General features: G+C 71.0%; 22 protein-coding genes and 1 pseudogene. 5 read left to right on the plus strand and 18 right to left on the minus strand.

Annotated features, from left to right (window positions below; all coding sequences use genetic code 11):
* Positions 1-409 (minus strand): annotated as a pseudogene (locus BMG523DRAFT_RS25605) (hypothetical protein); the annotation flags it as partial.
* A gap of 179 nt (positions 410-588) precedes the next feature.
* Between BMG523DRAFT_RS25605 and BMG523DRAFT_RS25380 the strand changes: the two are divergent.
* On the plus strand, positions 589-828 hold the full coding sequence (locus tag BMG523DRAFT_RS25380) for a hypothetical protein (RefSeq protein ID WP_043591423.1): 240 nt from the start codon (positions 589-591) through the stop codon (positions 826-828).
* Positions 829-2,049: 1,221 nt separating this feature from the next.
* On the opposite strand, the gene pyk is transcribed toward BMG523DRAFT_RS25380, so the two are convergent.
* Positions 2,050-3,465: a pyruvate kinase gene (pyk, locus tag BMG523DRAFT_RS15150; RefSeq protein ID WP_011436116.1), complete on the minus strand. Its 1,416-nt coding sequence runs from the start codon at positions 3,463-3,465 to the stop codon at positions 2,050-2,052.
* A 269-nt stretch (positions 3,466-3,734) separates the two neighbouring features.
* Here pyk and BMG523DRAFT_RS25705 point away from each other — a divergent pair, with 269 nt between their 5' ends.
* On the plus strand, positions 3,735-3,911 hold the full coding sequence (locus tag BMG523DRAFT_RS25705) for a hypothetical protein (RefSeq protein ID WP_023841550.1): 177 nt from the start codon (positions 3,735-3,737) through the stop codon (positions 3,909-3,911).
* Between the two features lie 123 nt (positions 3,912-4,034).
* Here the strand turns inward: BMG523DRAFT_RS25705 and BMG523DRAFT_RS15155 are convergent, their stop codons facing one another.
* The 3 genes from BMG523DRAFT_RS15155 to BMG523DRAFT_RS15165 all read right to left on the minus strand — a co-directional run bounded on the left by BMG523DRAFT_RS15155 (position 4,035) and on the right by BMG523DRAFT_RS15165 (position 7,107).
* A complete protein-coding gene (locus tag BMG523DRAFT_RS15155; RefSeq protein ID WP_011436114.1) occupies positions 4,035-5,960 on the minus strand; it encodes an ABC transporter ATP-binding protein in 1,926 nt (641 codons plus the stop codon).
* 103 nt (positions 5,961-6,063) lie between these two features.
* Positions 6,064-6,885, minus strand: coding sequence for an enoyl-CoA hydratase/isomerase family protein (locus BMG523DRAFT_RS15160; RefSeq protein WP_011436113.1), 822 nt, complete (start codon positions 6,883-6,885; stop codon positions 6,064-6,066).
* A 3-nt stretch (positions 6,886-6,888) separates the two neighbouring features.
* Positions 6,889-7,107 carry a helix-turn-helix domain-containing protein gene (locus BMG523DRAFT_RS15165; RefSeq protein ID WP_009399485.1) on the minus strand — a complete coding sequence of 73 codons (219 nt, stop codon included), beginning with the start codon at positions 7,105-7,107 and terminating at the stop codon, positions 6,889-6,891.
* 801 nt (positions 7,108-7,908) lie between these two features.
* Between BMG523DRAFT_RS15165 and BMG523DRAFT_RS15175 the strand changes: the two genes are divergently transcribed.
* Positions 7,909-9,258, plus strand: a complete 1,350-nt coding sequence (locus BMG523DRAFT_RS15175) for a hypothetical protein (RefSeq protein WP_083494837.1) — start codon at positions 7,909-7,911, stop codon at positions 9,256-9,258.
* On the opposite strand, the gene BMG523DRAFT_RS15180 is transcribed toward BMG523DRAFT_RS15175, so the two are convergent.
* The 3 genes from BMG523DRAFT_RS15180 to BMG523DRAFT_RS24635 form a co-directional block, all read right to left on the minus strand.
* On the minus strand, positions 9,166-10,191 hold the full coding sequence (locus BMG523DRAFT_RS15180; RefSeq protein ID WP_011436110.1) for a cation diffusion facilitator family transporter: 1,026 nt from the start codon (positions 10,189-10,191) through the stop codon (positions 9,166-9,168). The two genes, BMG523DRAFT_RS15175 and BMG523DRAFT_RS15180, sit on opposite strands and share 93 nt — an antisense overlap.
* Positions 10,192-10,229: 38 nt before the next feature.
* Entirely contained in the window at positions 10,230-11,843 is a 1,614-nt protein-coding gene (locus tag BMG523DRAFT_RS15185; RefSeq protein ID WP_011436109.1) for an ABC-F family ATP-binding cassette domain-containing protein, read from the minus strand.
* A gap of 207 nt (positions 11,844-12,050) precedes the next feature.
* Positions 12,051-12,299, minus strand: coding sequence for a hypothetical protein (locus BMG523DRAFT_RS24635; RefSeq protein WP_023841553.1), 249 nt, complete (start codon positions 12,297-12,299; stop codon positions 12,051-12,053).
* A gap of 3 nt (positions 12,300-12,302) precedes the next feature.
* Between BMG523DRAFT_RS24635 and rfbB the strand changes: the two genes are divergently transcribed.
* On the plus strand, positions 12,303-13,307 hold the full coding sequence (gene rfbB / locus BMG523DRAFT_RS15190; protein ID WP_023841554.1) for a dTDP-glucose 4,6-dehydratase: 1,005 nt from the start codon (positions 12,303-12,305) through the stop codon (positions 13,305-13,307).
* A 22-nt stretch (positions 13,308-13,329) separates the two neighbouring features.
* Here the strand turns inward: rfbB and glgA are convergent, their stop codons facing one another.
* From glgA to BMG523DRAFT_RS15240, 10 genes are all read right to left on the minus strand, one after another.
* Positions 13,330-14,565, minus strand: a complete 1,236-nt coding sequence (gene glgA, locus BMG523DRAFT_RS15195) for a glycogen synthase (protein WP_011436107.1) — start codon at positions 14,563-14,565, stop codon at positions 13,330-13,332.
* A 112-nt stretch (positions 14,566-14,677) separates the two neighbouring features.
* Entirely contained in the window at positions 14,678-15,916 is a 1,239-nt protein-coding gene (gene glgC, locus BMG523DRAFT_RS15200) for a glucose-1-phosphate adenylyltransferase (RefSeq protein WP_011436106.1), read from the minus strand.
* A gap of 227 nt (positions 15,917-16,143) precedes the next feature.
* On the minus strand, positions 16,144-16,593 hold the full coding sequence (locus tag BMG523DRAFT_RS15205) for a metal-sulfur cluster assembly factor (RefSeq protein ID WP_011436105.1): 450 nt from the start codon (positions 16,591-16,593) through the stop codon (positions 16,144-16,146).
* The gene (gene sufU / locus BMG523DRAFT_RS15210) at positions 16,590-17,108 is read right to left on the minus strand and encodes a Fe-S cluster assembly sulfur transfer protein SufU (protein ID WP_011436104.1); all 519 of its coding nucleotides are present in this window, start codon (positions 17,106-17,108) and stop codon (positions 16,590-16,592) included. Before sufU ends, BMG523DRAFT_RS15205 begins: the two co-directional genes overlap by 4 nt.
* Positions 17,105-18,433 carry a cysteine desulfurase gene (locus tag BMG523DRAFT_RS15215; protein WP_011436103.1) on the minus strand — a complete coding sequence of 443 codons (1,329 nt, stop codon included), beginning with the start codon at positions 18,431-18,433 and terminating at the stop codon, positions 17,105-17,107. The genes sufU and BMG523DRAFT_RS15215 overlap by 4 nt, the downstream gene beginning before the upstream one ends.
* Complete coding sequence (gene sufC, locus BMG523DRAFT_RS15220) at positions 18,430-19,224, minus strand: Fe-S cluster assembly ATPase SufC (RefSeq protein ID WP_011436102.1); 795 nt, start codon at positions 19,222-19,224, stop codon at positions 18,430-18,432. Before sufC ends, BMG523DRAFT_RS15215 begins: the two co-directional genes overlap by 4 nt.
* 8 nt (positions 19,225-19,232) lie before the next feature.
* Positions 19,233-19,610 (minus strand): non-heme iron oxygenase ferredoxin subunit, encoded by a 378-nt coding sequence (locus BMG523DRAFT_RS15225; protein ID WP_011436101.1) that lies wholly within the window; start codon positions 19,608-19,610, stop codon positions 19,233-19,235.
* Entirely contained in the window at positions 19,607-20,866 is a 1,260-nt protein-coding gene (gene sufD, locus BMG523DRAFT_RS15230) for a Fe-S cluster assembly protein SufD (RefSeq protein WP_011436100.1), read from the minus strand. The genes BMG523DRAFT_RS15225 and sufD overlap by 4 nt, the downstream gene beginning before the upstream one ends.
* A complete protein-coding gene (gene sufB, locus BMG523DRAFT_RS15235) occupies positions 20,866-22,278 on the minus strand; it encodes a Fe-S cluster assembly protein SufB (protein WP_011436099.1) in 1,413 nt (470 codons plus the stop codon). The genes sufD and sufB overlap by 1 nt, the downstream gene beginning before the upstream one ends.
* Positions 22,275-23,186, minus strand: a complete 912-nt coding sequence (locus tag BMG523DRAFT_RS15240; RefSeq protein ID WP_023841556.1) for a metalloregulator ArsR/SmtB family transcription factor — start codon at positions 23,184-23,186, stop codon at positions 22,275-22,277. The genes sufB and BMG523DRAFT_RS15240 overlap by 4 nt, the downstream gene beginning before the upstream one ends.
* A gap of 314 nt (positions 23,187-23,500) precedes the next feature.
* Here BMG523DRAFT_RS15240 and BMG523DRAFT_RS15245 point away from each other — a divergent pair, with 314 nt between their 5' ends.
* Positions 23,501-24,205, plus strand: coding sequence for a hypothetical protein (locus tag BMG523DRAFT_RS15245; protein WP_011436097.1), 705 nt, complete (start codon positions 23,501-23,503; stop codon positions 24,203-24,205).
* The last annotated feature ends 53 nt before the right edge of the window (positions 24,206-24,258 follow it).

Below are 24,258 nucleotides of genomic sequence, written 5' to 3' on the forward strand. Positions count from 1 at the left end.
CGGACGGCGTCGGTTGTTCGGACGGCGTCGACGGACGATGCGCCTCGGGCAAGGCCTGCGGACGCGGGACAACCGGCCGCGGCCCCGGGTCCGCACGCCGTTCCTGACCCTCCAGGTCATGGTCGTCACCCGCGCCCCGGTTCCGCCCGGGATACGCGTGCAGCCGGCGGTCAAAGGCCGGGTCGGGGTAGGGATAGGCATCGGTCACCGGCTCGCCGCCCGGCCCCGCGCCGGAGACCGGTAGGGGCCACGCCTCGTCCCTCGTGCCGGAGGGCATCGGATCCGGTTCGAGATCGGGCCTGAGCTGTCGGCGCACCTGCATGGTCGGCGGGTCGGTGGAACGCGACGCCCGTGGACGACCACGATCATGATCGAGCACATGATCATCCCCGTCGGTACGGGCGGCCATCCGACGCCCGGCCGCGGCCTCCAGGGGATCCCTTCCAGGTTCTCGATGATCCCGGACGGGAACGGGCGCCGGTACTCCTCGCGGCCGAGGACCCTCCTCAACGCCGGGAACGGGTGGCACCCTGGCACCGGAACCGGCGGAGGTCCTCGAGACGTCGCGCTCGAACCACGCGGGTCGGGATGGCGTCGGTGTCGGCGTCGGCGTCGGCGTTGGTGTCGGTGTCGGTGTCGGCGTCGGCGTCGGCGTCGGCGTCGGCGTCGGCGTCGGCGTCGGCGTCGGCGTCGGCGTCGGCGTCGGCGTCGGCGTCGGCGTCGGCGAACCGGACGCCCCGGATCGCGGTACCGGCCGGTCGGGACGAGATCCGCGGCCGCCCTCGTCCCCGCGACGTGGGAGTGGACCGTCGGGCGACGACGGGCTGATCCGTTCCCGGATCGGGGACTGTCCGGCGGGATGGGACGGGCTGGCGGACAGCTCGGACGGCGCCGGCGGGCGAGCCCGGGTCGGCGCCGGTGCCGGCAGCGGCGCGGGGACCGGCGGTGGGGAGGCACTCGTACGGCCGGGCGTCGAACGCGCGCTTCCGGCCGAACTGACCGGATTCCCCGCGCGACTCGGGGGAGGCGGTGCCGCGGGACTACCCGAACGGCTCGCGGCCGGTGGCGCCGCCGCCGGGGTGGGCGGGGGTGAGACGGGCGGCCCGGGCCACGAAGCCGGGGGCCGTCGGACGGCGCCGCGCCCCTGGCCGGAAGCAGGCTGGCCGGGTGTGTCGGTCTTCGGTGGCGTCGACCGCTTCGATGATTCCGGGGTGTCCGCCGCGGCTGGCCGGGCGGGAGCCGGCGGCACCGACCGCTGCCCGCCGCCCACGGACCGCGCCGGTGAAGCTCCTCCCAAGGGTGGAACCGACGTCGGCGGGATACGGCCGGTACCCTGCCGCGGGGCGGCAACCGCGCTCCCCGCGCTCCCGGGGTTTCCCGGCTTTCCGAAGTTTCCCGGCTTTCCGGGATTCTCTGTCTTTGTCGTGCCCTGCGGGCTTCCGGCCCGCTCCGCACCGCTCCGGCCGGCCGGATCCGCATCGGCCGAACTCGCGCTCGCTGCTCGTCCGCTCTGGGAGGAGGTCGGATTCGGCGCACGGGCGGACGTGGCGGCCGCGTTCCTCCCGGCCCCCGGGCGCGGTGCGGTCTTCTCCGTGGTCCCACCGCTCTGCCCGGTCCGGGGTACTCCGGTTTCGGGATTGGCCGCGGCGTCGCCGTTCGTCGACCGGGCGTCGGACGCCTGACCGTCCGTCCCACTTCCCTGCTCGGCCATCCCACCACTTCCTGACATACACCGTGTGCAACAGGCCGCCGGCCGACCCGGTACGGACCGGTACGGACCGGAGGCGGCCGGGCCCCGGGCCGTACCACGCCCCCAGCTTGTCCGCCTAGGCCCAGCTGGGCCTCATCATGACAGTCATCGGTCCACGCCTGACATGTGCCAGAACGGCAACGGCACAACGGGGGGCCGCGCCGGCGGGCCGCCGGTGACCGGCGGACTCGGCGTCGGCGCGGCTCGGGGTGCTCGAGGTATGCCAGTTCTCGGTCAGGGATCAAAGATCAGGGATGCGACGCTGACACCAGACGGTGGGGTCGGTTCAGACGGTGGGGTCAGATGGCCTCCCCGATGCGATGGACCCGCATCATGTTGGTCATGCCGGCCACGCCCGGCGGCGTCCCGGCGACGACGACCACCAGTTCACCCGGCTTGCATCGGCCAATATGGAAGAGGGCGCTGTCGACCTGGCGGACCATCTCGTCCGTGCTGTCCGCGAACGGCACGAGGAAGGTTTCCACGCCCCAGAAGAGCGCCATCTGGTTGCGGACAGCCGGAATCGGCGTGAAGGCCAGCACCGGGACCTCGGTACGGTACCGGGCGAGTCGCCGGGCCGTGTCACCACTGAGGGTGTGGGCCACGAGGTAACGGGCGCCGACCGCGGCTCCTACCGACGCGGCGGCCTGGGCGAGTGCCCCACCGAGCGTGCGCGGTTCGGTCCGCAGGGGCGGTATCCGGCCGAGGTCGGCCTCGGCGGTCTCGATGATGCGCGCCATGGTGGCCGTGGCCTCGATGGGGTAGGCACCGACGCTCGTCTCCGCCGACAGCATGATCGCGTCAGCGCCGTCCAGGACGGCGTTGGCGCAGTCACTGGCCTCGGCACGGGTCGGCCGCGGCGCGCTGACCATGGACTCGAGCACCTGGGTCGCGACGATCACCGGCTTGGCCCGCTCCCGGGCCTGGCTGACGGCGCGCTTCTGCACGAGCGGCACGTCCTCGAGCGGCAGCTCGACCCCGAGATCGCCACGGGCGATCATCAGACCGTCGAACGCCTCGATGATCTCGTCGAGTTCGGCGACCGCCTGCGGCTTCTCGATCTTGGCGTGGACCGGAACCCGGATCCCCACCTCATCCATGATCGCATGCACCGCCGCGGCGTCCACGGCGCTCCGGACGAAGGACAGTGCGACCATGTCCACCCCGAGGTTGAGAGCGAACCGCAGGTCAGCGGCGTCCTTCTCGGTGAGCGCCGGGACGGTGAGCGCGGCGTTGGGAATGTTCATCCCCTTGTGGTCGCTCACCGGCCCGCCGACAACGACCGTGGTGTGGACGTCGGTGTCAGTCACCCCGTCGATCTGCAGGACCAGGCGGCCGTCGTCGACCAGGACGCGATCCCCGGCCGCGACGTCGCCCGGCAGGCCCGGGTAGGTCGTGCCGACCTGATGCTGATCGCCGGGAACATCGCGGATCGTGACGGTGAACCGCTGACCGGGCAGCAGGGTGACCCCGCCGTCGGCGAAGTTCCCCAGCCGGATTTTCGGTCCCTGGAGGTCGGCGAGCGTGCCGACGCTGCGGCCGGCCGCCTCCGCGGCCTCGCGCACCCGCGCGTAAGTGACGGCATGCTGTTCGTGTGTTCCGTGGGAGAAGTTTAGTCGGGCAATGTCCATTCCCGCGTCGACGAGGGCCCGGACCTTCTCTGGCGAGCTGGTCGCGGGGCCGAGGGTACAAACAATCTTGGCTCTACGGGGCACACCCAGAGCCTAAGTACTGATCGTCGGTCATTGCACACGGGGGCCACCGGGAGGCGCGCGCGGCGGCCCGAGAAGTAGTCAGATCAGGCGTATCCGTTATATGCTGCACGTGGTCGCACGGCGGCGTACCGTTCATATCGTCCGCGCCACACCCCTGTCGGTTGACGCGCGTGATACGGGAAAGACGGCAAGGGCGCCGGACGTTCCTGGGATCCGCTTCCTCGGATGCGGAAGTCGGTAGGGCACGATCGAGTCCCCCCGGAGCCGATATGAAACAAAATCCCGCCATCCACCGCCAGCCGTCCGGCGACATCGACATCGCCGTCGCCGACGTCATGGCTCCCGCCGAGACCAGCGTCGTCGCCTCGGAGGTGCACGCCGGCAGCGCGGCCGGCGAGAGCTCCCCCACGGCCGCAGCGCTTCGTTCGGCCGAGCCCGGATCTTAGTGTCGCCACGACGGGCGGCCGTGGGCGGCGACCGGCCGCGGACCACGGCCGGTCGCCGCCCACCTGTCGGGTCGGCGCGACGCCGGCCGCCCGAACGTGGCGCGCCCGGATGTGGCCCAGGAGTCAGACCCCGACCGGTGGGGCACTGGCCCCTTCGGCCCACCCCGCATCAGCACCGACGGGCGTGACCGGGGCGAACTGGGTCCGGTACAACTCGGCATAGAGCCCGCCGCGGGCCAGCAGCTCCTCATGGGTCCCGCTCTGCACGATCCGCCCGTCGTCGACCACCAGAATGCGGTCGGCGTCGCGCACCGTGGACAGCCGGTGCGCGATGACCAGGGATGTCCGTCCCACCAGCGCGGCGGTCAGCGCCTGCTGCACGCCGGCCTCGGACTCGCTGTCGAGGTGCGCGGTGGCCTCGTCCAGCACGACGATGCCCGGTTCGCGCAGCAGCAGCCGGGCGATGGCCAGCCGCTGCTTCTCCCCGCCGGACAGGCGGTAGCCCCGGTCACCGACGACCGTGTCCAGGCCGTCCGGCAGGGAGCGCACGAGCGGCCCGATCCGCGCCGCGTCCAGAGCGGTCCACATCTGCTCGTCCGAGGCGTCCGCCCGGGCGAAGGCCAGGTTCGCGCGGATGGTGTCGTGGAACAGATGCGCGTCCTGGGTGACCACACCGACGGCGGACCGCAGGGACCGAAGGGTGAGATCGCGGACGTCGTGCCCGCCGATGCGTACCGACCCCGACCGCACGTCGTACATGCGCGGAACGAGCTGGCTGATCGTCGTCTTGCCCGCTCCGGACGGGCCGACCAACGCGATCACCTGCCCCGGCTCGACCCGGAAGGTGACATCGTGCAGCACCGGCGTGGGCACCCGCGGGTCGAGTACGGCGACCGACTCCAGCGACGCCAGGGAGACCTCGTCGGCGGCCGGATAACGGAAACCGACATGATCGAACTCGATGGTCGCCGCGCCTGCCGGCAGATCGACAGCGCCCGGCCGGTCGGCGATCGCCGGCTCCAAATCGAGCACCTCGAAGACCCGCTCGAAGGACACCAGCGCCGTCATGACGTCGACGTGCACGTTGGAGAGCTGAGTGAGCGGCCCGTAGAGCCGCCCGAGGTAGGCCGTGAGCGCGACCAGGGTACCGACCTCCAAGCTGCCCTGGGCAGCGAACCGACCGCCTATCCCGTAGACGATCGCGGTCGCGAGCGAGGCGACCAGGGTGAGCGAGACGAAGAATATGCGGCCGTACATGGCCTGGGTCACCCCGATGTCACGCACCCGCCCGGCCCGAACACGGAAGTTCTCGTCCTCCCGTTCCGCCGAACCATACAGTTGCGCGAGCATCGCTCCGGACACGTTGAATCGTTCCGTCATCGTCGTGTTCATCTCGGCGTTCAACCCGTAGCTCTCCCGGGTCAGCCTGGCCAGGCGGGGCGCCAACAAGCGGGCCGGAATAATAAATACCGGCAGCAACACGAGCGACACGAGCGTGATCCGCCAGGACAGCACCAGCATCGCGGCGAGCACGAATCCGGCGGACAGGATATTCGACAGCACCGACGACAGCGTGTTGGTGAACGCCGACTGCGCGCCGAGCACGTCGTTGTTCAACCGGCTGATGAGCGCCCCGGTCTGGGTCCGGGTGAAGAAGGCGAGCGGCTGGCACTGCACGTGCCGGAACACCTGGCTGCGCATCTCGTAGATCAGACCCTCGCCGATCCGGGCCGAGAACCAGCGCTGCGCGAGCGACAGACCGGCGTCCAGGAACGCCAGGCCCGCGACGACCGCGGCGAGCGCCTGCACGAACCCCACCCGGTGGCGCACGATGCCGTCGTCGATGATCGTCTTGAAGATCATCGGAACAACCGCACCGACAGCCGAGCTGAGCACGATGAGCGCGAGAAAGTAGGCGAGCTGCCGCCGATGGGGGCGGGCGAAGGCGACGATCCTGCGCAGGGTGCCAGGCCGCAGCGAGGTCCGGGTGACCGAACGGTCCTGTTGGAAGGTACGCATCGTGGACCAACCGTCCGTTCCCGGTCGCATCAGCCCTCCCTGGCGGCGGTGTTTAGTGTGTAACGAGGTAAGCAGGAATTGCGGACGGGCATTCCCGCAGCGGATGCGGCTCGTCGGGTGTGCTGGCTGCCGCTCACCCCGCCGCGGGGTCGTCACCGGCAGCGGAGCGGGCGATGACGACGCGTTCCCAGGCCTCGTCCTCGGCCCGCTCGTTGAGACGGCCGGAGCGGGTGGCGGGACGGGAACGCCGCGCGCCGCGCATCAGCGCCTTCACCTCGGCCGCGATGTCGCGGGGAACCGCGAGGAGCGCCGCGACCAGCACGCCGACCTGCTCGTCCAGCAGCTCACGCGGCAGGACCCGCTGGGCCAGCCCGATCCTGGCCGCTTCGTCGGCGGCGAGCTCACGGCCGGTCAGGCAGAGGTCCAGGGCATTCGCGTATCCGAGGAGCTCGACCAGCCGACCCATGGCACCGGCCGCGGGCAGGAAGCCGTCACGCGCCCAGGTCAGCCGGAAGCGCGCATCCGCGGCGAGGACCCGCAGGTCACAGGCGACCGTCACCGCGAGACCGAGGTCGCCGACCGTCGTGTCCACGACGGCCACACTGATCAGGTCGGACCGGTCGGAGACCCGCCCCATCGCGTCGCGCCACGCGCGATAGCCCGCGGCCGGGGACAGCCGCCCCTCGGCGGACGCAGGTCCTCCCTCGCCCACCCGGGGTGCGGGGTCGGTGAGGTCAGCGGCAGGCGGGGGGCAATGACCTATCCGGACAACCAGGACCCGGACCTCACCGGTCAACCGACGCAGTTCGCCGACCAGCGCCGACGCGAGAGCCGGGAACGAACCGGCCCCGCCGGTATCACCGAGGTCCGTCATCCCGATCGTGACGAGAGGCCCGGCGACCCGCACGCGCAGCCCGGCCGCCGCCGCCGCTACAGCGGCGGCGGGGACCGCCATGATTCAGGCGCTTTTCTTCTTGGTGCCCCGGGTCGCACCACCCCGGCCGCGCAGGGTCGTACCGGACTCCGAGAGGATCCGGTGGACGAACCCGTACGAACGACCAGAGGACTCGGCGAGCAGGCGGATGCTCTGCCCACCTTCGTACTTCTTCCGAAGTTCGGCGGCAAGCTTGTCCCGCTCGGCGCCGGTGATCCGGGTTCCTTTCCTGAGCTCGGCCAACGTGGCCCCCTCCGTGTTCGATGATCTGCGAACCGATCTTCACTCAGCTTGAGTAAACGCGCCACTCGAAGCAGATGTGATCCATCACACGCGACGCCGGTGCATGACCGTGCCCTCGCGTTCCTTCCTCCATGCCGGCGGTCACCAGCGATGGCACGGGTCGCACCCACCCGCTGGCACAGCAGGCGCGCATGGCCGACAGTGCTACCGAGACCAGTGTCCCCAATCCCCGGTACGCGGCCCGACAACAGCATCGGCGCGTCGCCACGAACATCGTCATCTTCGCGATCAAGATCTTCTCTCGATGCAACGCTGCAGGTACGACCATCAGTCGATCACTGTACAGAGCGAGCCGACGGACCGCGAACGCGGCCGATCGATTCGACTGATTCCTCACATCCGACACCGGTTGTCCACCTCGTCGGGGCCGGGCCCGCTCCCGTGCCAAGGCCCGATCCGGCGAGACCGCGGACGGCTCGTCGCACCCCCGCCGGCACCTCCGGCATCCGGCTCGGGAGCAACTGCGGCGCTGGGAGCGAACCGGACTCGTTACCGTGCAGTGGTGGTCGGTGACGTAATGATCTCCGGGTCGGCACCGAAGGTGCCCAGCTACGCGGCCTGCCTCGGTACGGACCGGTGAGCGCGACGGACGGCGCCTCCGACCCGACCGCTGTCGCCGCCTCCAGCCGGTCGCCCGGACCGCGTGGCGGCCTGTCCCGGCCCTGGGCTGGGTCCGCCGGGCATACCGAGGCCAGCGAGGCGGCGCTGTGGCTCATCCTGGTGGCCTGCGGTCTCGTCGGCATGTTCCTCGTCTCCACCGGCGACCTTGATCTGGGCATCGGTGACCCGCCGCTGCGCGGCGGATGGGCTCCCCGTCTCGATTCCCTCGTCCTGGTCCCGCTCGCGATCGCCGTGGTCGTGATTGCCCTCACCGCCTGGTGGGCCTCGACCATCCCCCCGGCGGCCACCCCGAACACCCCGAACACCCCGAACACCCCGGCCATCCCGAACACCCCGAACACCCCGAACACCCCGGCCATGGCGACCGGCCCGACGAACAGGCTGCCCTGGACCGTCCTGCTCGTCCTGGGCTACGTCGGATCGCTGGCGTGGAGCGGCACGCTCGCGCTGGTCGCACCCGGGGAGATCACGGCGGATCTTCGCATCCCGGCGGATCTCCTGGCGGCGGCAAAAGCCGTCGGTGACGATCCGCTCGGCTTCCTCGCCTCCTACACCGCGACCACCACGCACGCCGCCGCGGGGACTACGGCCGTCCTGCCGACCCATCCTCCGGGCCCCGTCCTGACCGTCTGGGTGCTCACCAGGGTGGGGATGCACGGCGCGGTCGCGATCGGGATGCTGTTCACCGCCCTGGGCACGCTGGTCGTCCCCGCCGTCTCGATCGCGGTGCGCTCGTTGTGCCATGAGACGGCCGCCCGGCGCCTGGTCCCCGTCCTCGTCCTGGCCCCGTGGAACGGATGGATGGCGGCGTCCCCGGACGCCGTCACGGCTACCCTGGCCACCCTGGCCGTCGCGGTGGGGGTGGTCGGATGCGAACCGGGTCGGCGCTCGATGTGGTGGGCGCTGGCAAGCGGGCTGCTGCTCGGCCTCGCGGGGCTGTTCGGCTACGCCTCGGTCTGGCTTGGCGTGGCGGTCGCGGCGGCCTACTTCGTCCGCCGTCGCCCGATCCTCAACGTCATGACCGGCCTGGGCGCGCTCCTGCCGCTGTGGCTCTTCTACGCGTGGGGTTTCTCCTGGCCCGACGGGCTGGCCCTGGCGAGCGCGCCACGGCCGGGGCTCGCCGGCACGCTGGCCTGGATCGCCGTGGATCTGACCGTGGTCGTCCTCGTCGGCGGGCCGGTTCTCGTCCGGGCGGCGCGCCGCCTGCGGCTGACCCCGGGCTGGCCGCTGCTGGTGGGGGCCGGCGCGACGATGCTGTTCGCGACGGTCCTCGGACTGGCCGAGGGCGACGTCGAAGAGTCCTGGCTGCCGGTTTTCCCCTGGTTGCTGGTGGCCGCGGTGGCGCCCCGTCCCCGACCGGAACTGCCTGGGGACAAGCTACGGGCGGGAAACCTGCCGGTGGTACTGATGTCCCTCGGCGCCCTGAGCGCGCTCGCGCTGCGGCTCTGCCTCGCCGGCGGCACCGGCTGACGGATCCCGTCGTCGACCCAGCTCGTCGCGGAGGATGTCGGGCTCGAGGAAGATGCGCAGCGGAACCGCCACCGCGGCCCGCAGCGCCGCCTCCGCGCCGTTGATGGTGGCGGCCACCTCGGGCATCGCCAGTTCCGCCCCGATACCGATCTTGGCGGCGACGAGCAGCTCGTCCGGCCCGAGGTGCAGCGTGCGCAGGTGGATGACCGTGGCGACGCCCGGGGCGGCGGCGAGCGTGCGGCGGATGGTGGCGACCATTGCCGGGGCTGCGGCCTCGCCCACCAGCATGCCGTACGCCTCGGTCGCCACGATGACGGCCACGATCAGCAGGAGCACGCCGATGGCCAGCGTTCCCGCGCCGTCCCAGATCGGGTCGTCTAGTGCCAGCGTCAGTCCGACCCCGAGCAACGCGAAGATCAGCCCCAGCTCGGCTGCCAGGTCCTCCAGCAGGACGATGGGCAGTTCCGGGGCCCGCGCCTCCCGAATAAACCGCCACCAGGACCGGTCGCCCTTCGTCTTCTTCGACTCGCGCATGGCGGTCGCGAAGGAGTAGGACTCCAGCAGCACCGCGATCAGCAGGACGACGACCGCGACCAGCCCGCTCTCCAGCTCATGCGGATGGCGCAGCTTCTCGACGCCCTCATACACCGAGAACAGCCCGCCGAGGCTGAACAACACGATCCCGACCAGGAAGCCGGCGATGTAACGCGCCCGCCCGTACCCGAAGGGATGCTCCTCGTCCGGCGGCTGGACGGAACGTTTCTGGCCGAGCAGGAGCAGGCCCTGGTTGCCGGAGTCGGCCACCGAGTGGATGGACTCGGCCAGCATCGACGACGACTGAGTGACCAGGAACGCGACGAACTTCGCCAGCGCGATACCCAGATTGGCGGCCAGTGCCGCCATGACCGCCTTGGTGCCGCCCTGCGTACTCACAAAGGTTCTCCGTTCGGTTCCCGGCGCAGGGTCCCTGCTCAGGCCAGGGTGATGAGCTCGGCCAGATCGGGTGACCAGTTGTCCTCGACCCCGTCCGGCAGCATCAGGACCTTCTGCGGGTCGAGGGCCTCGACGGCCCCCGGGTCGTGGGTGACTAGGACGACCGAGCCCCGGTACGTGGCGAGCGCGGCAAGCACCTCGTCGCGCGAGGCGGGGTCGAGGTTGTTCGTCGGCTCATCGAGCAGGAGGACGTTGGCGGAGCTGCAGACCAGTCCGGCGAGCGCGAGGCGGGTCTTCTCGCCGCCGGACAGGGTCTCGGCTCGCTGCTCCACGCTGTCTCCGCTGAACAGGAACGCGCCCAGGATGCGACGCAGCTCCACGTCCGACGTCCCCGGCGCGGCGGCCCGCATGTTGTCCAGCACCGAGCGGCTGGTGTCCAGCGTCTCGTGTTCCTGCGCGTAGTACCCGAGACGTAGACCGTGACCGGGATGCACCTGGCCGACGTCGGGTGCCTCCTGGCCCGCCAGGATGCGCAGCAGCGTGGTCTTGCCGGCACCGTTCAGCCCGAGGACCACGACCCGCGAGCCGCGGTCGATCGCGAGGTCCACACCGGTGAACACCTCCAGCGAGCCGTAGGACTTCGACAGTCCGGTGGCGGTCAGCGGCGTGCGGCCGCACGGAGCCGGGTCCGGGAAGCGCAGCTTGGCCACCCGGTCCGCGACGCGCGCCTCGGCGAGCCCGGCCGCGAGCCGCTCGGCCCGCCGGTCCATCTGATGGGCGGCCCGCGCCTTGGTCGCCTTGGCGCGCATCTTGTCGGCCTGCGCCTTCAGCGAGTCGATCTTCTTCTCGGCATTGGCGCGTTCCCGGCGACGGCGGCGCTCGTCCAGCTCGCGCTGGTTGAGGTAGGTCTTCCAGTTCACGTTGTAGACGTCGAGGGTGGCCCGGTTGGCGTCGAGGTGGAAGACCTTGTTCACGCACTTGTCGAGCAGGTCGACGTCGTGGCTCACCACGATCAGGCCGCCCGTGTGGGCGCGCAGGAAGTCCCGCAGCCACCCGATCGAGTCGGCGTCGAGGTGGTTCGTCGGCTCGTCGAGCAGCAGGGTCGCGTCGGCGTTGCCGGACCCGGCGAACAGGATGCGGGCGAGTTCGACCCGCCGCCGCTGCCCACCGGACAGGGTGCCGATGGGCTGGGCGAGCACCCGATCGGCCAGGCCCAGCGACGAGCAGATCCGGGCAGCCTCCGCCTCGGCGGCATAACCGCCGAGCGTCCCGAATCGCTCCTCCAGGCTGCCGTAGCGGCGGATCGCCGCGTCCCGCGCCGTGGCGTCGACCAGCTCGGCCATCTCCAGCTGCAGCTTCTCCATCTCGCGCAGGAGAACGTCGAGACCGCGCGCCGACAGCACCCGATCACGGGCGGTGTCGGCCAGATCGCCGGTACGCGGGTCCTGGGGGAGGTAACCCATCTCACCCCGGATGTCGACGGTGCCGGCGAACGGCAGCCCCTCCCGGGCAAGCACCTTCAGCAACGTTGTCTTGCCGGCCCCGTTGCGCCCGACGAGACCGATCCGGTCGTTCGGCTGCACCCGGAAGGATACGGGCTCGATCAGAGTGCGGGCTCCGGCACGCAGTTCGAGCTCGGACACAATGATCATCGAGGTAGGGCCTCTTTCGGGCTTCCAGACAACGCCGGGCGAGCGTCAGAGCGTTACACCGGCGACGTCGGGTTGACACGGACAACGGCGGGGACCCCACCAGAGCACGGCGAACCGGGACGACCGAGGTCGGGCACGGGGTAGGTCGGGCACGGGGTAGACCGCGCACCGTGCCCACCAGGGACGGCACGGTCGGGCGCGCGACGATCACGATACGACGATGCTCATGACCTCAAGAGTACGGAAGCCATCGGGCGCCGTGGCCGCCGGATAGCCCTCGAACAGGTCCGCCACGCGCCAGAGCGTAAGGTGCCCCGTGCGCCCACGGTCACCCGCCGTCGTCCGGGTGGCCGCGCGCCGGCCAGGCCGCTGCCCGCCCGCCACGAGAACATGGGCGACGTCCGTCCACCGCCCAGCCGCATGCGTCGCCGCGCAGGCGCACCGATCGAAAGGCACACCATGTCGACGCTCCTCGTGACCGGAGCCGCCGGGTTCATCGGATCGAACTTCGTCCGCTACTGGCGGACGCGGCATCCGGAGGACGCGGTCGTGGCGCTCGACGCCCTGACCTACGCCGGCTGCCGGGAGAACCTCGCCGACGTCGCGGACCGCGTCACGTTCGTCCACGGCGACATCCGTGACCAGGAGCTCGTCGAGTCGGTGCTGCGGGAGCACTCCGTGGACGTGGTGGTGAACTTCGCCGCCGAGTCGCACAACAGCCTGGCGATCATCCGCCCCGGCGAGTTCTTCGCGACGAACGTGATGGGTACCCAGACCCTGCTCGAGGCGGCACGCACGGTCGGGGTGGCCCGCTTCCACCAGATCTCCACCTGCGAGGTCTACGGCGACATGGACCTCAACGACCCCGGTGCCTTCACCGAGGACTCCCCCTACCTCCCCCGCACGCCCTACAACGCGGCGAAGGCCGGCGGGGACCACGCCGTACGCGCCTACGGCTTCACCTACAACCTCCCCGTGACGATCACCAACTGCTCGAACAACTACGGTCCCTACCAGTTCCCGGAGAAGGTCATCCCCCTGTTCGTAACCCGGGCGCTGCAGGGCGAGTCGCTCCCGATGTACGCCTCCACCACGAACCGGCGCGAGTGGCTGCACGTGATGGACCACTGCCGGGCGATCGACGCGGTTCTGGACCGTGGGCGGCTCGGCGAGACCTACCACGTCGGATCCGGCGTCGAGGCGGACATCGAGACGATCGCCGACACGGTGCTCGCCGAGCTCGGTCTGCCCGCGTCGTTGAAGACGATCGTGCCCGACCGCCCCTCGCACGACCGCCGCTACCTGCTGGACTCCACCAAGCTGCGGACCGAGCTGGGCTGGACGCCGTTGATCGACTTCGCCGAGGGCATGCGGTCGACCATCGCCTGGTACAAGGAGAACGAAGCCTGGTGGCGTCCGCTGCTCGGTCGCTCCCCGGTCTCCGAAACGGCCTGGACGAGCTGACGGCTCCAGCCGAGCTGAGGCGTCAGCCGCCGGTCAGCGATGCGTACAGCCGCGCGGTGCGCTCGGCGATCGCCGCCCAGCCGAACTCGGTGACGGCCCGGTCCCGGCCCGCATGGCCCATCGCGGCCGCCCGGACCGGGTCCGCGAGCACCTCGTTGACGGCCCCGGCCAGCGCGCCGGGGTCGCCGGGCGGCACCAGCAGACCGGTGACGCCGTCGTCGACGACCTCGGGAATGCCACCGACCCGGGAGGCGACGACCGCGGTGCCGCACGCCATCGCCTCCAGGTTGACGATGCCGAGCGGCTCGTAGACCGACGGGCAGACGAACACGGTGGCATGGCTGAGCAGCTGGATCACCTCCGGCTTCGTCAGCATCCCGGGCAGCCAGACCACGCCGTCGCGGCCTGCGCGCAGGCCCTCGACCAGGTCGGTGATCTCCGTGAGCAGCGCAGGGGTGTCCGGGGCCCCGGCACAGAGCACGAGCTGCGCCCGGGGGTCGATCGCCGCAGCCGCCCGCAGCAGCACCGGCAGCCCCTTCTGCCGGGTAATCCGCCCCACGAAGATCACCGTCGGCCGGGCCGGATCCACCCCGTGACGTTCCAGCACGTCGGTCGCGGTGTCCGGACGGTACTCGTCGGTGTCGATGCCATTGCGGATGACGTGCACACGGGCCGGATCGACCGCCGGGTAGGCATCGAGGATGTCCACGCGCATGCCCGCGCTGACCGCGACCACGGCGGCCGCCGACTCGATCGCGACCCGCTCGCACCAGGACGACACCCGGTAGCCCCCGCCCAGCTGCTCGGCCTTCCAGGGACGCCGGGGCTCCAGCGAGTGCGAGGTCATCACGTGCGGGACGCCGCCGAGCAGCGCGGCGAGATGGCCACCGAGATTCGCGTACCAGGTGTGCGAGTGGATCACGTCCGCGCCGACCGCCGCGGCGGCCATGGACAGGTCCATCGACACGGTCCGCAGCGCGTCGTTCGCGTCGGCGAGCGCAGCCCAGCCCCGGTGCGCCGCGACCGCGGCGACCCCCGGGGCACCCGCCCTCTCGACCACCGGTCGGTCGACGGCGCCGGTCGACGGCGCCGCACCCGCGGGCCCGCCGCCCGCCGACCCGCCGCCCGGCGCCGGCCCCTCGCGGTGGACGGTGAGGTCGACAAGCCGGGCGAGCTCCCGGCTCAGGTACTCGACGTGCACACCCGCCCCGCCGTAGACGTCCGGGGGGTACTCCCGGGTGAGCATGGCGACGCGCATGTGCGGTCTCTCCCAACGGTGCCGTGACGGGACGGGTGCAAACGGGACGGGTGCGGGCGGTGGAGGCGAGGAGCGGGGCGGGTGCGGGCGGATGGGGCGGATGGCGGCCGGTTCAGTCGGCGATCGTGACGCCCTTGCCGACGACGGTGATGCCCTGCTCGCTCACGGTGTAGCCGCGGGCGCGGTCCCGGTCCTTGTCCACCCCGACCTGGGCGCCCGCCGGCACGTGCACGTTCTTGTCCAGGATGGCGTCGCGGACGACGGCCCCCCGGCCGACGAGCACGTTGTCCATGAGCACCGTGTGGTCGACCTCGGCCCAGGAGCTCACCCGCACTCCCGGGGACAGCACCGACGAGCGCACCGTGCCCCCGGAGATGATGACTCCATTGCTGACGATGCTGTTCACGGCCGTGCCGGTGCGCTGCAGGCCGTCGTGCACGAACTTCGCCGGTGGCAGCGAGGGGATGCTGGTGAGGATCGGCCACTCCCGGTTGTAGAGGTTGAACACCGGGTCGAGCGCACACAGATCCATCTGCGCCTCGAAGTACGAGTCGACGGTGCCGACGTCGCGCCAGTAGCCGCGGTCACGCACCGTCGTGCCCGGGACGACGTTGCCGGCGAAGTCGTACACCGCCGCCGCCCGCTGGGCCACGAGCATCGGGATGATGTTCCCGCCCATGTCGTGGACGCTGTCCTCGTCCGCGGCGTCCTTGCGCAGGGCGTCGATCAGCACGTCCGTCGAGAAGACGTAGTTACCCATCGAGGCGAACGTCTCCTCGGGGCTACCCGGCAGACCCGGCGGATCGGCGGGCTTCTCCAGGAACGCCTCGATCGTGCGGCCGTCGGGCGCCGTCTGGATGACCCCGAACGCCCTGCCCTCGGATCTCGGCACCCGCAGCCCGGCGACGGTGACGCCGGCTCCGCTGTCGAGATGCTGGGCGACCATCTGCCGCGGGTCCATCCGGTACACATGGTCCGCGCCGAAGACCACGACGATGTCCGGGGCGTCGTCGTAGACGAGGTTCAGCGACTGGTGGATGGCGTCGGCGCTGCCGGCGAACCATCGCGGCCCCAGCCGCTGCTGCGCCGGCACCGGCGTGACGTAGTTGCCGAGCAGGTTGCTCATCCGCCATGTCGTCGTGATGTGCCGGTCGAGACTGTGGCTCTTGTACTGGGTCAGGACCGCGATGCGCAGGTAGCCCGCGTTCACCAGGTTGGACAGCACGAAGTCGATCAGGCGGTACAGCCCGCCAAAGGGGACGGCGGGCTTCGCCCGGTCCGCGGTCAGCGGCGCCAGCCGCCGTCCGGCACCCCCGGCCAGCACCAGACCGAGGACCCGCGGGCTCGGCACAGACAGGCTCCCGTCTTCCGGCTCGATCTCCGAACGACCGGCGGGGCCGGACACCACGCCACGAGGCGGGAAGCCCGCCGAAATGGGCCGATGACGACGCCGATCGCCTGGTTCCGACCCTACAAGCCTGGCGGGCGGATACGGGCGGAGTGAGCGGTGGTTGCTGGGTAGCCAGCCGTACGTTGCGCGAACCCCACCGGTTGTTCATCCAGTGGGCCGGGGGGACGTCAGACGTTGAAGCCGAGCGCGCGCAGCTGCTCGCGACCGTCGTCGGTGATCTTGTCCGGCCCCCACGGCGGCATCCAGACCCAGTTGATGGTCACGTCCGCGGCCAGCCCGTCCGGGCCGTCGACCAGGGCGGAGCGGGTCTGGTCCTCGATGACGTCGGTGAGCGGGCAGGCCGCCGAGGTCAGCGTCATGTCGAGGGTGACGGTGTTGTCGTCGGCGACGTGGATGCCGTAGACGAGGCCGAGGTCGACGACGTTGATGCCGAGTTCCGGGTCGACGACGTCGCGCATCGCCTCCTCGATGTCCTCGAAGCTGGCGAGCTCCGGCGGGGCGTCCGGTCCCGTCGGGTCCGGGTCCAGCACCGGCTTCGGGACCCCGGCGGGCTGATCCGCCGCCTCGGCGGTTTCTCCCGTCGCGGCCGAGCGCGTCTCGGTCACCGTCTCGCTCATGGCTTCTCCTGCTCGGGTACGTCGAGGGGGGCGACGCGGGGGTACGCGACAGAGGTGGATGCGCCGGCGACGGCGACACTCGGATCCATCGCCTTAGCGGTCGCGTCCTTCCACGCCATCCAGGACAGCAGGGCACATTTCACCCGGGCGGGGTACTTGGAGACGCCGGCGAACGCCACGGCGTCCTCCAGCACGTCCTCGTCACCCTCGATGGTGCCCCGCGACTGCATCAGCGCCAGGAACTCGCGTTCGAGCTTCAGCGCCGCGTCGACCGACTTGCCGATCACGAGGTCGCTCATGACGCTCGCCGACGCCTGACTGATCGAACAGCCCTCGCTCTCGTAGGAGACGTCCTCGACGACCCCGTCCGAGACCTTCACCCGCAGGGTCACCTCGTCGCCGCAGGTCGGGTTGACGTGGTGCACTTCGGCGTCGAAGGGATCCCGCAGCCCCCGGTGGAGTGGGTTGCGGTAGTGGTCCAGGATGATCTCCTGGTACATGGAGTCGAGTTTCACCTCAGAAAGAACCTCCGGACCCCGTGCAGTCCTTCCACCAGGGCGTCGACCTCGCCGGTCGTCGTGTAGAGGTGGAACGACGCGCGGGTCGTCGCAGGTACCCCGAACCGCAGGCAGACCGGCCGGGCGCAGTGGTGCCCGACCCGCACGGCAATGCCGCGCTCGTCGAGGATCTGTCCGACGTCGTGGGGATGGATCGGCCGGCCGTCGTCCTCGTGCAGCACAAAGGAGATCGCCCCGCCGCGGGCGTCCGCCGCCGGCGGACCGATGATCCGCAACCCCGGCACCTCGGCGAAGGCGTCCAGCGCGTAGGCCGTCACCGCGTGCTCGTGCTCGGCGACGGCCGGCATGCCGAGCGCGGTCAGGTAGTCGACGGCCGCGCCGAGCCCGACCACCTGGGCAATCATCGGGGTGCCGGCCTCGAACCGGTGCGGCGGCGCCGCGTAGGTCGAGCCCTCCATGGTGACAAGCTCGATCATCTCGCCGCCGCCGAGGAAGGGCGGCATGACCCCAAGCAGCTCGTAGCGTCCCCAGAGCACCCCGACCCCGGTGGGCGCGCACATCTTGTGCCCGGTGAAGGCCAGGAAGTCCACCCCGAGCTCGGTGACGTCGACCGGGTTGTGCGGTACCGACTGGGAGCCGTCGAGCACGGTCAGCGCGCCGACCTCGCGGGCCCGCGCCACCACCTGCGCGACCGGGTTGATCGTGCCGAGAATGTTCGACTGGTGGACGAAGGCGACGACCTTCGCCCGCTCGGTGATGATCGAATCGAGGTTGCTCAGGTCGAGCCGGCCGTCGTCGGTCAGCCCGATCCAGCGCAGCGTCGCCCCGGTGCGCCGGGCCAGCATCTGCCACGGCACGAGATTGGAGTGATGCTCCATCTCGGTGACGACGATCTCGTCACCCGGGCCGACCCGGAACCGCTCCGCCTCGGCGCCGGCGGCCCCGGCGTTGCTCATCGCGTAGGCGACGAGGTTCAGCGCCTCCGAGGAGTTCTTGGTGAACACCACCTCCCGGCGGTCGCCCGCCCCGATGAAGGCGGCGACCTTGTCCCGGGAGGCCTCGTACAGCCCGGTGGCCTCCTCGGCCAGCACGTGGATGCCGCGGTGCACGTTGGCGTTGTGCAGCTCGTAGTAGGTCCGCTCGGCGTCGAGCACCGCCAGCGGCTTCTGCGAGGTGGCGGCGCTGTCGAGGTAGACCAGCGGCCGGTCGCCGTGCACCGTGCGGGCCAGGACGGGGAAGTCCCGGCGGACCTGCTCGACGTCGAACCCGCCGACGAGCCGGGGTCCGGACCCCGGGCGCACGGCCGCGTCGGTCAGCGTCATGACACCGCTCCCACGCCGGCCGGCGTGGCCGCGCCGCCACCCTTGACGTAGCGGTCGTAGCCGGACTCCTCCAGCACGGCGGCCAGTTCCGGGCCGCCCTCGTCGACGATCCGCCCCGCCGCCATGACGTGGACGAACTCGGGACGGATGTAGCGCAGGATGCGGGTGTAGTGGGTGATGAGCAGGATGCCCGTCTCCCCCTTGGCCCGCACCGACTCGATACCTGCGGAGACGATGCGCAGCGCGTCGACGTCGAGGCCGGAGTCGGTCTCGTCCAGCACGGCGATCTTCGGCTTGAGCAACGCCATCTGCAGGATCTCGTGACGCTTCTTCTCGCCGCCGGAGAAGCCCTCGTTGACGTTGCGCTCGGCGAACGCCGGGTCCATCTCGAGCGCGGCCATGGAGGTCTTGACCTCCTTGACCCAGGTCCGCAGCTTCGGCGCCTCGCCGCGCACGGCCGTGACCGAGGAGCGCAGGAAGTTCGACACCGAGACCCCGGGGATCTCCACCGGGTACTGCATCGCCAGGAAGATCCCGGCCCGGGCCCGGGCGTCGACGCTCATCGCGAGGACGTCCTCGCCGTCGAGCGTGATGCTGCCCTCGGTGACCGTGTACTTGGGATGGCCCGCGATCGAATAGGACAGCGTCGACTTACCCGACCCGTTCGGCCCCATAATCGCGTGCGTCTCGCCCTTGCGGACGGTCAGGTCCACCCCGCGCAGGATCTCGCGCGTGCCCTCGCCGTCCGTCTCCACCGAGACATGCAGATTGCGGATCTCCAGTGTGGACACCGCTGCCGTCACCCTCGTTCCGGGTTCGAATGTGTGACGTCGACGAGCACGTCGTCGCCGTCGATGGTCACTGCGTACGTGGGCACCGGCTCAATCGCCGGCAGGCTCAGCGGGACGCCGCTGGCCAGGTCGAACTGGGACCCGTGCAGCCAGCACTCGATCTTGCCGTCCTCGGCCTCGCCCTGGGAGAGCATCACGTCGGCGTGCGAGCACTCGTCACGCACGGCGTAGACCGCCCCGCCCGACCGCACCACGCACACCGGCACGCCCTCGATCTCGGTGCCGATCGCGGTGCCCTCGGCGAGGTCCGCGGCGGCACACACCCGGTGCCACCGCGGGGCGACCGAGGAGCCGCCCGCGGCAGAACCGCCGGTCGCGGTCGTCATCCGCCCACCTCCACCGACAACTCCGCCGACGACGGCTCCGCAGCCTCGTCCGGGAGGTCGGCCGACAGCTCGCCGGCAATCTTGATCATGATGCGTTCCCGCAGCTCCGGCACGTCGATCCGGTCGATGATCTCGGCGAAGAAACCGTGCACCACGAGCCGGCGGGCCTCCTCGGGCGAGATCCCCCGCGACTGCAGGTAGAACAGCGCCTCGTCATCGAACCGGCCGGTGGCACTGGCGTGACCGGCACCGGTGACCTCACCGGTGAGGATCTCCAGGTTCGGGACCGAGTCGGCCCGCGCGCCGTCGGTGAGCACGAGATTGCGGTTGAGCTCGTAGGTGTCCGTGCCCACGGCGCCGGCGCCGATGAGGACGTCGCCGATCCACACCGCGTGGGCGGCGTCCCCGCGCAGCGCGCCCTTGTAGGTGACCCGGCTGCGGCAGGAACGCGGCTCGTGCGTGACGAGCAGCCGGTGCTCCTGGTGCTGGCCGGCATCGGTGAAGAACACGCCGTAGAGCTCGGCGTCGCCGCCGGGCCCGCGGTAGTCCACGGTCGGGTTGAGCCGCACCAGATCACCGCCGAGGGTGATGGTGAACGAGCGCAGCCGAGCGTCGCGCCCCAGCGAGTAGGCGTGCGCGCCGAGGTGCACGGCGTCGTCGTCCCAGTCCTGCAGGGTGATGAAGGTGAGCGAGGCGCCGTGCCCCACGTACACCTCGACGTTGCCGGCGTAGGTGGCGCTGCCGGTGTGGTCGAGCACCACGGTGGCGGACGCAAACGGGCCCACTTCGACGAGGACGTGACCGTAGGCCACCCCGCCCGGGGAGCCGCGCCGCCCGCCGTCGCCGCTCGTCGCGACGAACCCGGCCGGGGACCTGGGGCTCTCACCGTGCAGGTGCACGACCACCGGCTCGGTGAGCGCGGCCTCGGCCGGGACGGTGACGGCGAGCGCGCCCGCCGACCGGGTCAGGGCGAAGGCGGCCACCCGGTCGGCCGGGGTCAGCACCCGACCGATCCGGGCGTCGGCGGCGGCGAGCTGCTCCACCTCGACCCCCGCGGGCGCGGTGACCGACACGGAGACCTTGCCGTCGGCCTCGGGGCCGGTCGGCAGTCCGCGCAGCCGGCGCAGCGGGGTGAACCGCCACGCCTCCTCGCGTCCGGTGGGCACGGCGTGGTCGAGCGGGTTACGGGACCGTACGGGACGGGGTACGGCACCGGAGGCGGCCGGGGGCCGACCGGTGGCGTCGATGACGACCATCAGCCGACCGCACCTTCCATCTGCAGCTCGATGAGGCGGTTGAGCTCGAGGGCGTACTCCATGGGCAGCTCCCGGGCGATCGGCTCGACGAAGCCGCGCACGACCATCGCCATCGCCTCCTCCTCGGACAGACCCCGGCTCATCAGGTAGAACAGCTGGTCCTCGCCGACCTTGGAGACGCTCGCCTCGTGCCCGATGGAGGCGTCGTCCTCGCGCACGTCAACGTAGGGGTAGGTGTCCGAGCGGCTCACCGTGTCGACGAGCAACGCGTCGCACTTGACCGTCGAGCGGGAGGCCGACGAGCCCTCGTTGATCTGGACGAGCCCGCGGTAGGACGTCCGCCCGCCGCCGCGGGCCACCGACTTGGAGACGATCGTCGAGGAGGTGCGGGGCGCGGCGTGCACCATCTTCGCGCCCGCGTCCTGGTGCTGACCGGCACCGGCGAAGGCGATGGAGAGCACCTCGCCCTTGGCGTGCTCGCCGAGCAGCCACACGGCCGGGTACTTCATCGTCACCTTGGAACCGATGTTGCCGTCGATCCACTCCATGGTGCCGCCCTCGTGGCAGGCGGCACGCTTGGTGACCAGGTTGTAGACGTTGTTCGACCAGTTCTGGATGGTCGTGTACCGGCAGCGCGCGTTCTTCTTCACGACGATTTCGACGACCGCCGAGTGCAGCGAGTCCGACGAGTAGACCGGCGCCGTGCAGCCCTCGACGTAGTGCACGTAGGCGCCCTCGTCGACGATGATCAGCGTCCGCTCGAACTGGCCCATGTTCTCGGTGTTGATCCGGAAGTAGGCCTGCAGCGGGATCTCGACCTGCACGCCCGGCGGCACGTAGATGAAGGATCCGCCCGACCACACCGCCGTGTTCAGCGCGGCGAACTTGTTGTCCCCGACCGGGATCACCGAGCCGAAGTACTCCTGGAACAGCTCCGGATGCTCACGCAGCCCGGAGTCGGTGTCCAGGAAGAGGACACCCTGCTCCTCGAGGTCCTCCCGGATCTTGTGGTAGACGACCTCGGACTCGTACTGGGCGGCGACCCCGGCAATGAGGCGCTGCTTCTCCGCCTCGGGAATGCCGAGCCGGTCGTAGGTCGCCCGGATGTCCTCGGGTAGGTCCTCCCACTCCTCGGCCTGCTTCTCGGTGGAGCGGACGAAGTACTTGATGTTGTCGAAGTCGATGCCCGACAGGTCGGCACCCCAGGTCGGCATGGGCTTGCGCTCGAACAGCCGCAGCCCCTTGAGGCGCAGGTCGGTCATCCACGACGGCTCGGACTTCTTGGCCGAGATGCCGCGGACAACCGCCTCGGACAGGCCGCGCTCCACGTCGGCGGCGTAGGCGTCGGTGTCAGCCCATCCGAACCGATAGGAACCAAGGCCTTCCAGGGCGGTCTCGGCAGAGGTGGTCATAGGGCGAAACCCTCCGAAGACGAGGATGGTGGACAGGCCAGGGACGCGGGCCGGGCCGGGCCGGATCCGGCCACGGCGGAATCGGGCAGCACCCGAGCGGAGCCGTCCTTCCCGGACCCGCTCTGATCGGACCCGTTCCGATCGGACCGGGCACGCGAAGCCATGCCGGGCGCCGTGCCCGCGGGCGGATGATCCGCGGCGGTGTGGCTCACGGCAGTGTGACCCGCGGGCGGGTGACCCGCGGGCGGGTGACCCGCGGGGATGTGGGTCGTGCAGACGCCGTCGCCGTGCGCGATCGTCGCCAGGCGCTGCACGTGGGTGTCGAGCACGCGGGCCAGCACCGCGGTCTCGGCGTCGCACAACGCCGGGAAGCGCTCCGCGACGAACTGGACCGGGCAGTGATGCTGGCAGATCTGCAGACCGGTGGGCAGCTCGGAGACGCTGGCGGTGTACCCGGCGGCGGTCATCGCCTCGGCGAGCGCCGCCGGGCGATCCGCCGGCTCCGCCGCCACGACCGCCTCGCGCACCCGCCGCTCCAGGTCGACGGCGCGGGTATCGGCGAACTGGGTGACCGCGCTCGCGCCACCCACCTCGGCCAGGAAGTGCAGCGCACCGGCCGCGAGATCGGAGTAGGCGTTGGGACCGGCCTGATGGCCGGCTTCGGTGAGCGCGTAACGCCGGGCCGGGCGTCCCCGGCCACGCGGCCCCCGGGACCGGCTCTCCGTGGGCGTGATGATGCCATCCGCGACCATGGCATCGAGATGCCTGCGGATAGCCGCCGGGGAGACCCCGAGCTGACGGGACAGCTCGGCTGCCGTGGCCGAGCCGCCCTCCAGGAGCAGACGCACGACCCGGTCGCGGGTACGGCCGTCCGCCGTCCCGCTCGTCCCGTCGTGGTCGTATTTCACAACGCCAGTGTGCCTTATTTCCTGGGCGCAGTCGAACCGGGGTCGCCGGAACTACAGCCCAATGGGGCGATCTTCGCCACAGCCATGACGCAGATCACATCCGCCGGACGTGAGCACACAACGGATACCCACGGGCCGTACCCGACCGACGACCGCAGGCGGCGGAATGCCAGACTTGCGCCCACTGCCATACCTGCGCGCCCACCCGGGCGCGCACCCCGGGTGGGCACACCAGGTCGGCACACCAGCGGGCCGACGGTCGCGCCCGGCCGCCACCGACCCGGAGACGATCTCAGGCGGGAGGCGACGGGCGGATGCGATCACAACTGTGGCGCGGCGGGGTCCGGCGGGCGCTGCTCTCCCTCGGACTGACTTTCCTGCTCGCGACCTCGGCGGCCTGCAGTGGCGGCGGGGAGAAGAGCAACGGGCTGGAGAAGCTGCCTGCCGGCGAGGTCGGCACGCGCACCCTGCAGGCGTTGCGCACCGCGACCGGCGTCCACGTCGTCGGCACCGAGGCCGACCCGCGCTCGGACGCCCCCGCCGGTTACGACCTGGTGATGTCCGGCACGGTCACCCGCGGCACCATTGACGAGTACGGTCAACGGACCCAGATCTTCAAGATCAAAGACGACACCTACGTCCGCCGCGGCCGCGCCTACTACGAGGGGACCGGTGACGCCGCGGCCGGGAACCTCCTCGCCGACCGCTGGGTCCGCCTAGCCCCCGCCGACGCCGCGAAATACAGCTACTTCACCCTCGACCGGCTCGCCGCGTCGCTGACCAGCTACGTCGTCGGGCTGTCCGGCCCGGTGCGGACCGAGAAGCTGGCCGGCACCCAGGCCGTCCGGGCCGCGGGCCCCGACGGAACGGCCTTCTGGGCGGCCAACACCGGGCCCGGCTATCCGTTGAAGGTGGTCGTCGCCGGCCGCTCCACCAACGAGATCACTTTCGACGATTACGGGACGCCCGCGACCGGCACCCCGCCCGGCGACGTCGTCGACCTGTCCAACCTCGGCTGAGCCGCCGTTCCCGGCACGCCGGGTCCGCCTTACCTACCCCTTGTCTATCTTTC

This window comes from Frankia sp. BMG5.23 (genome assembly GCF_000685765.2).
Lineage (GTDB): Bacteria > Actinomycetota > Actinomycetes > Frankiales > Frankiaceae > Frankia > Frankia casuarinae.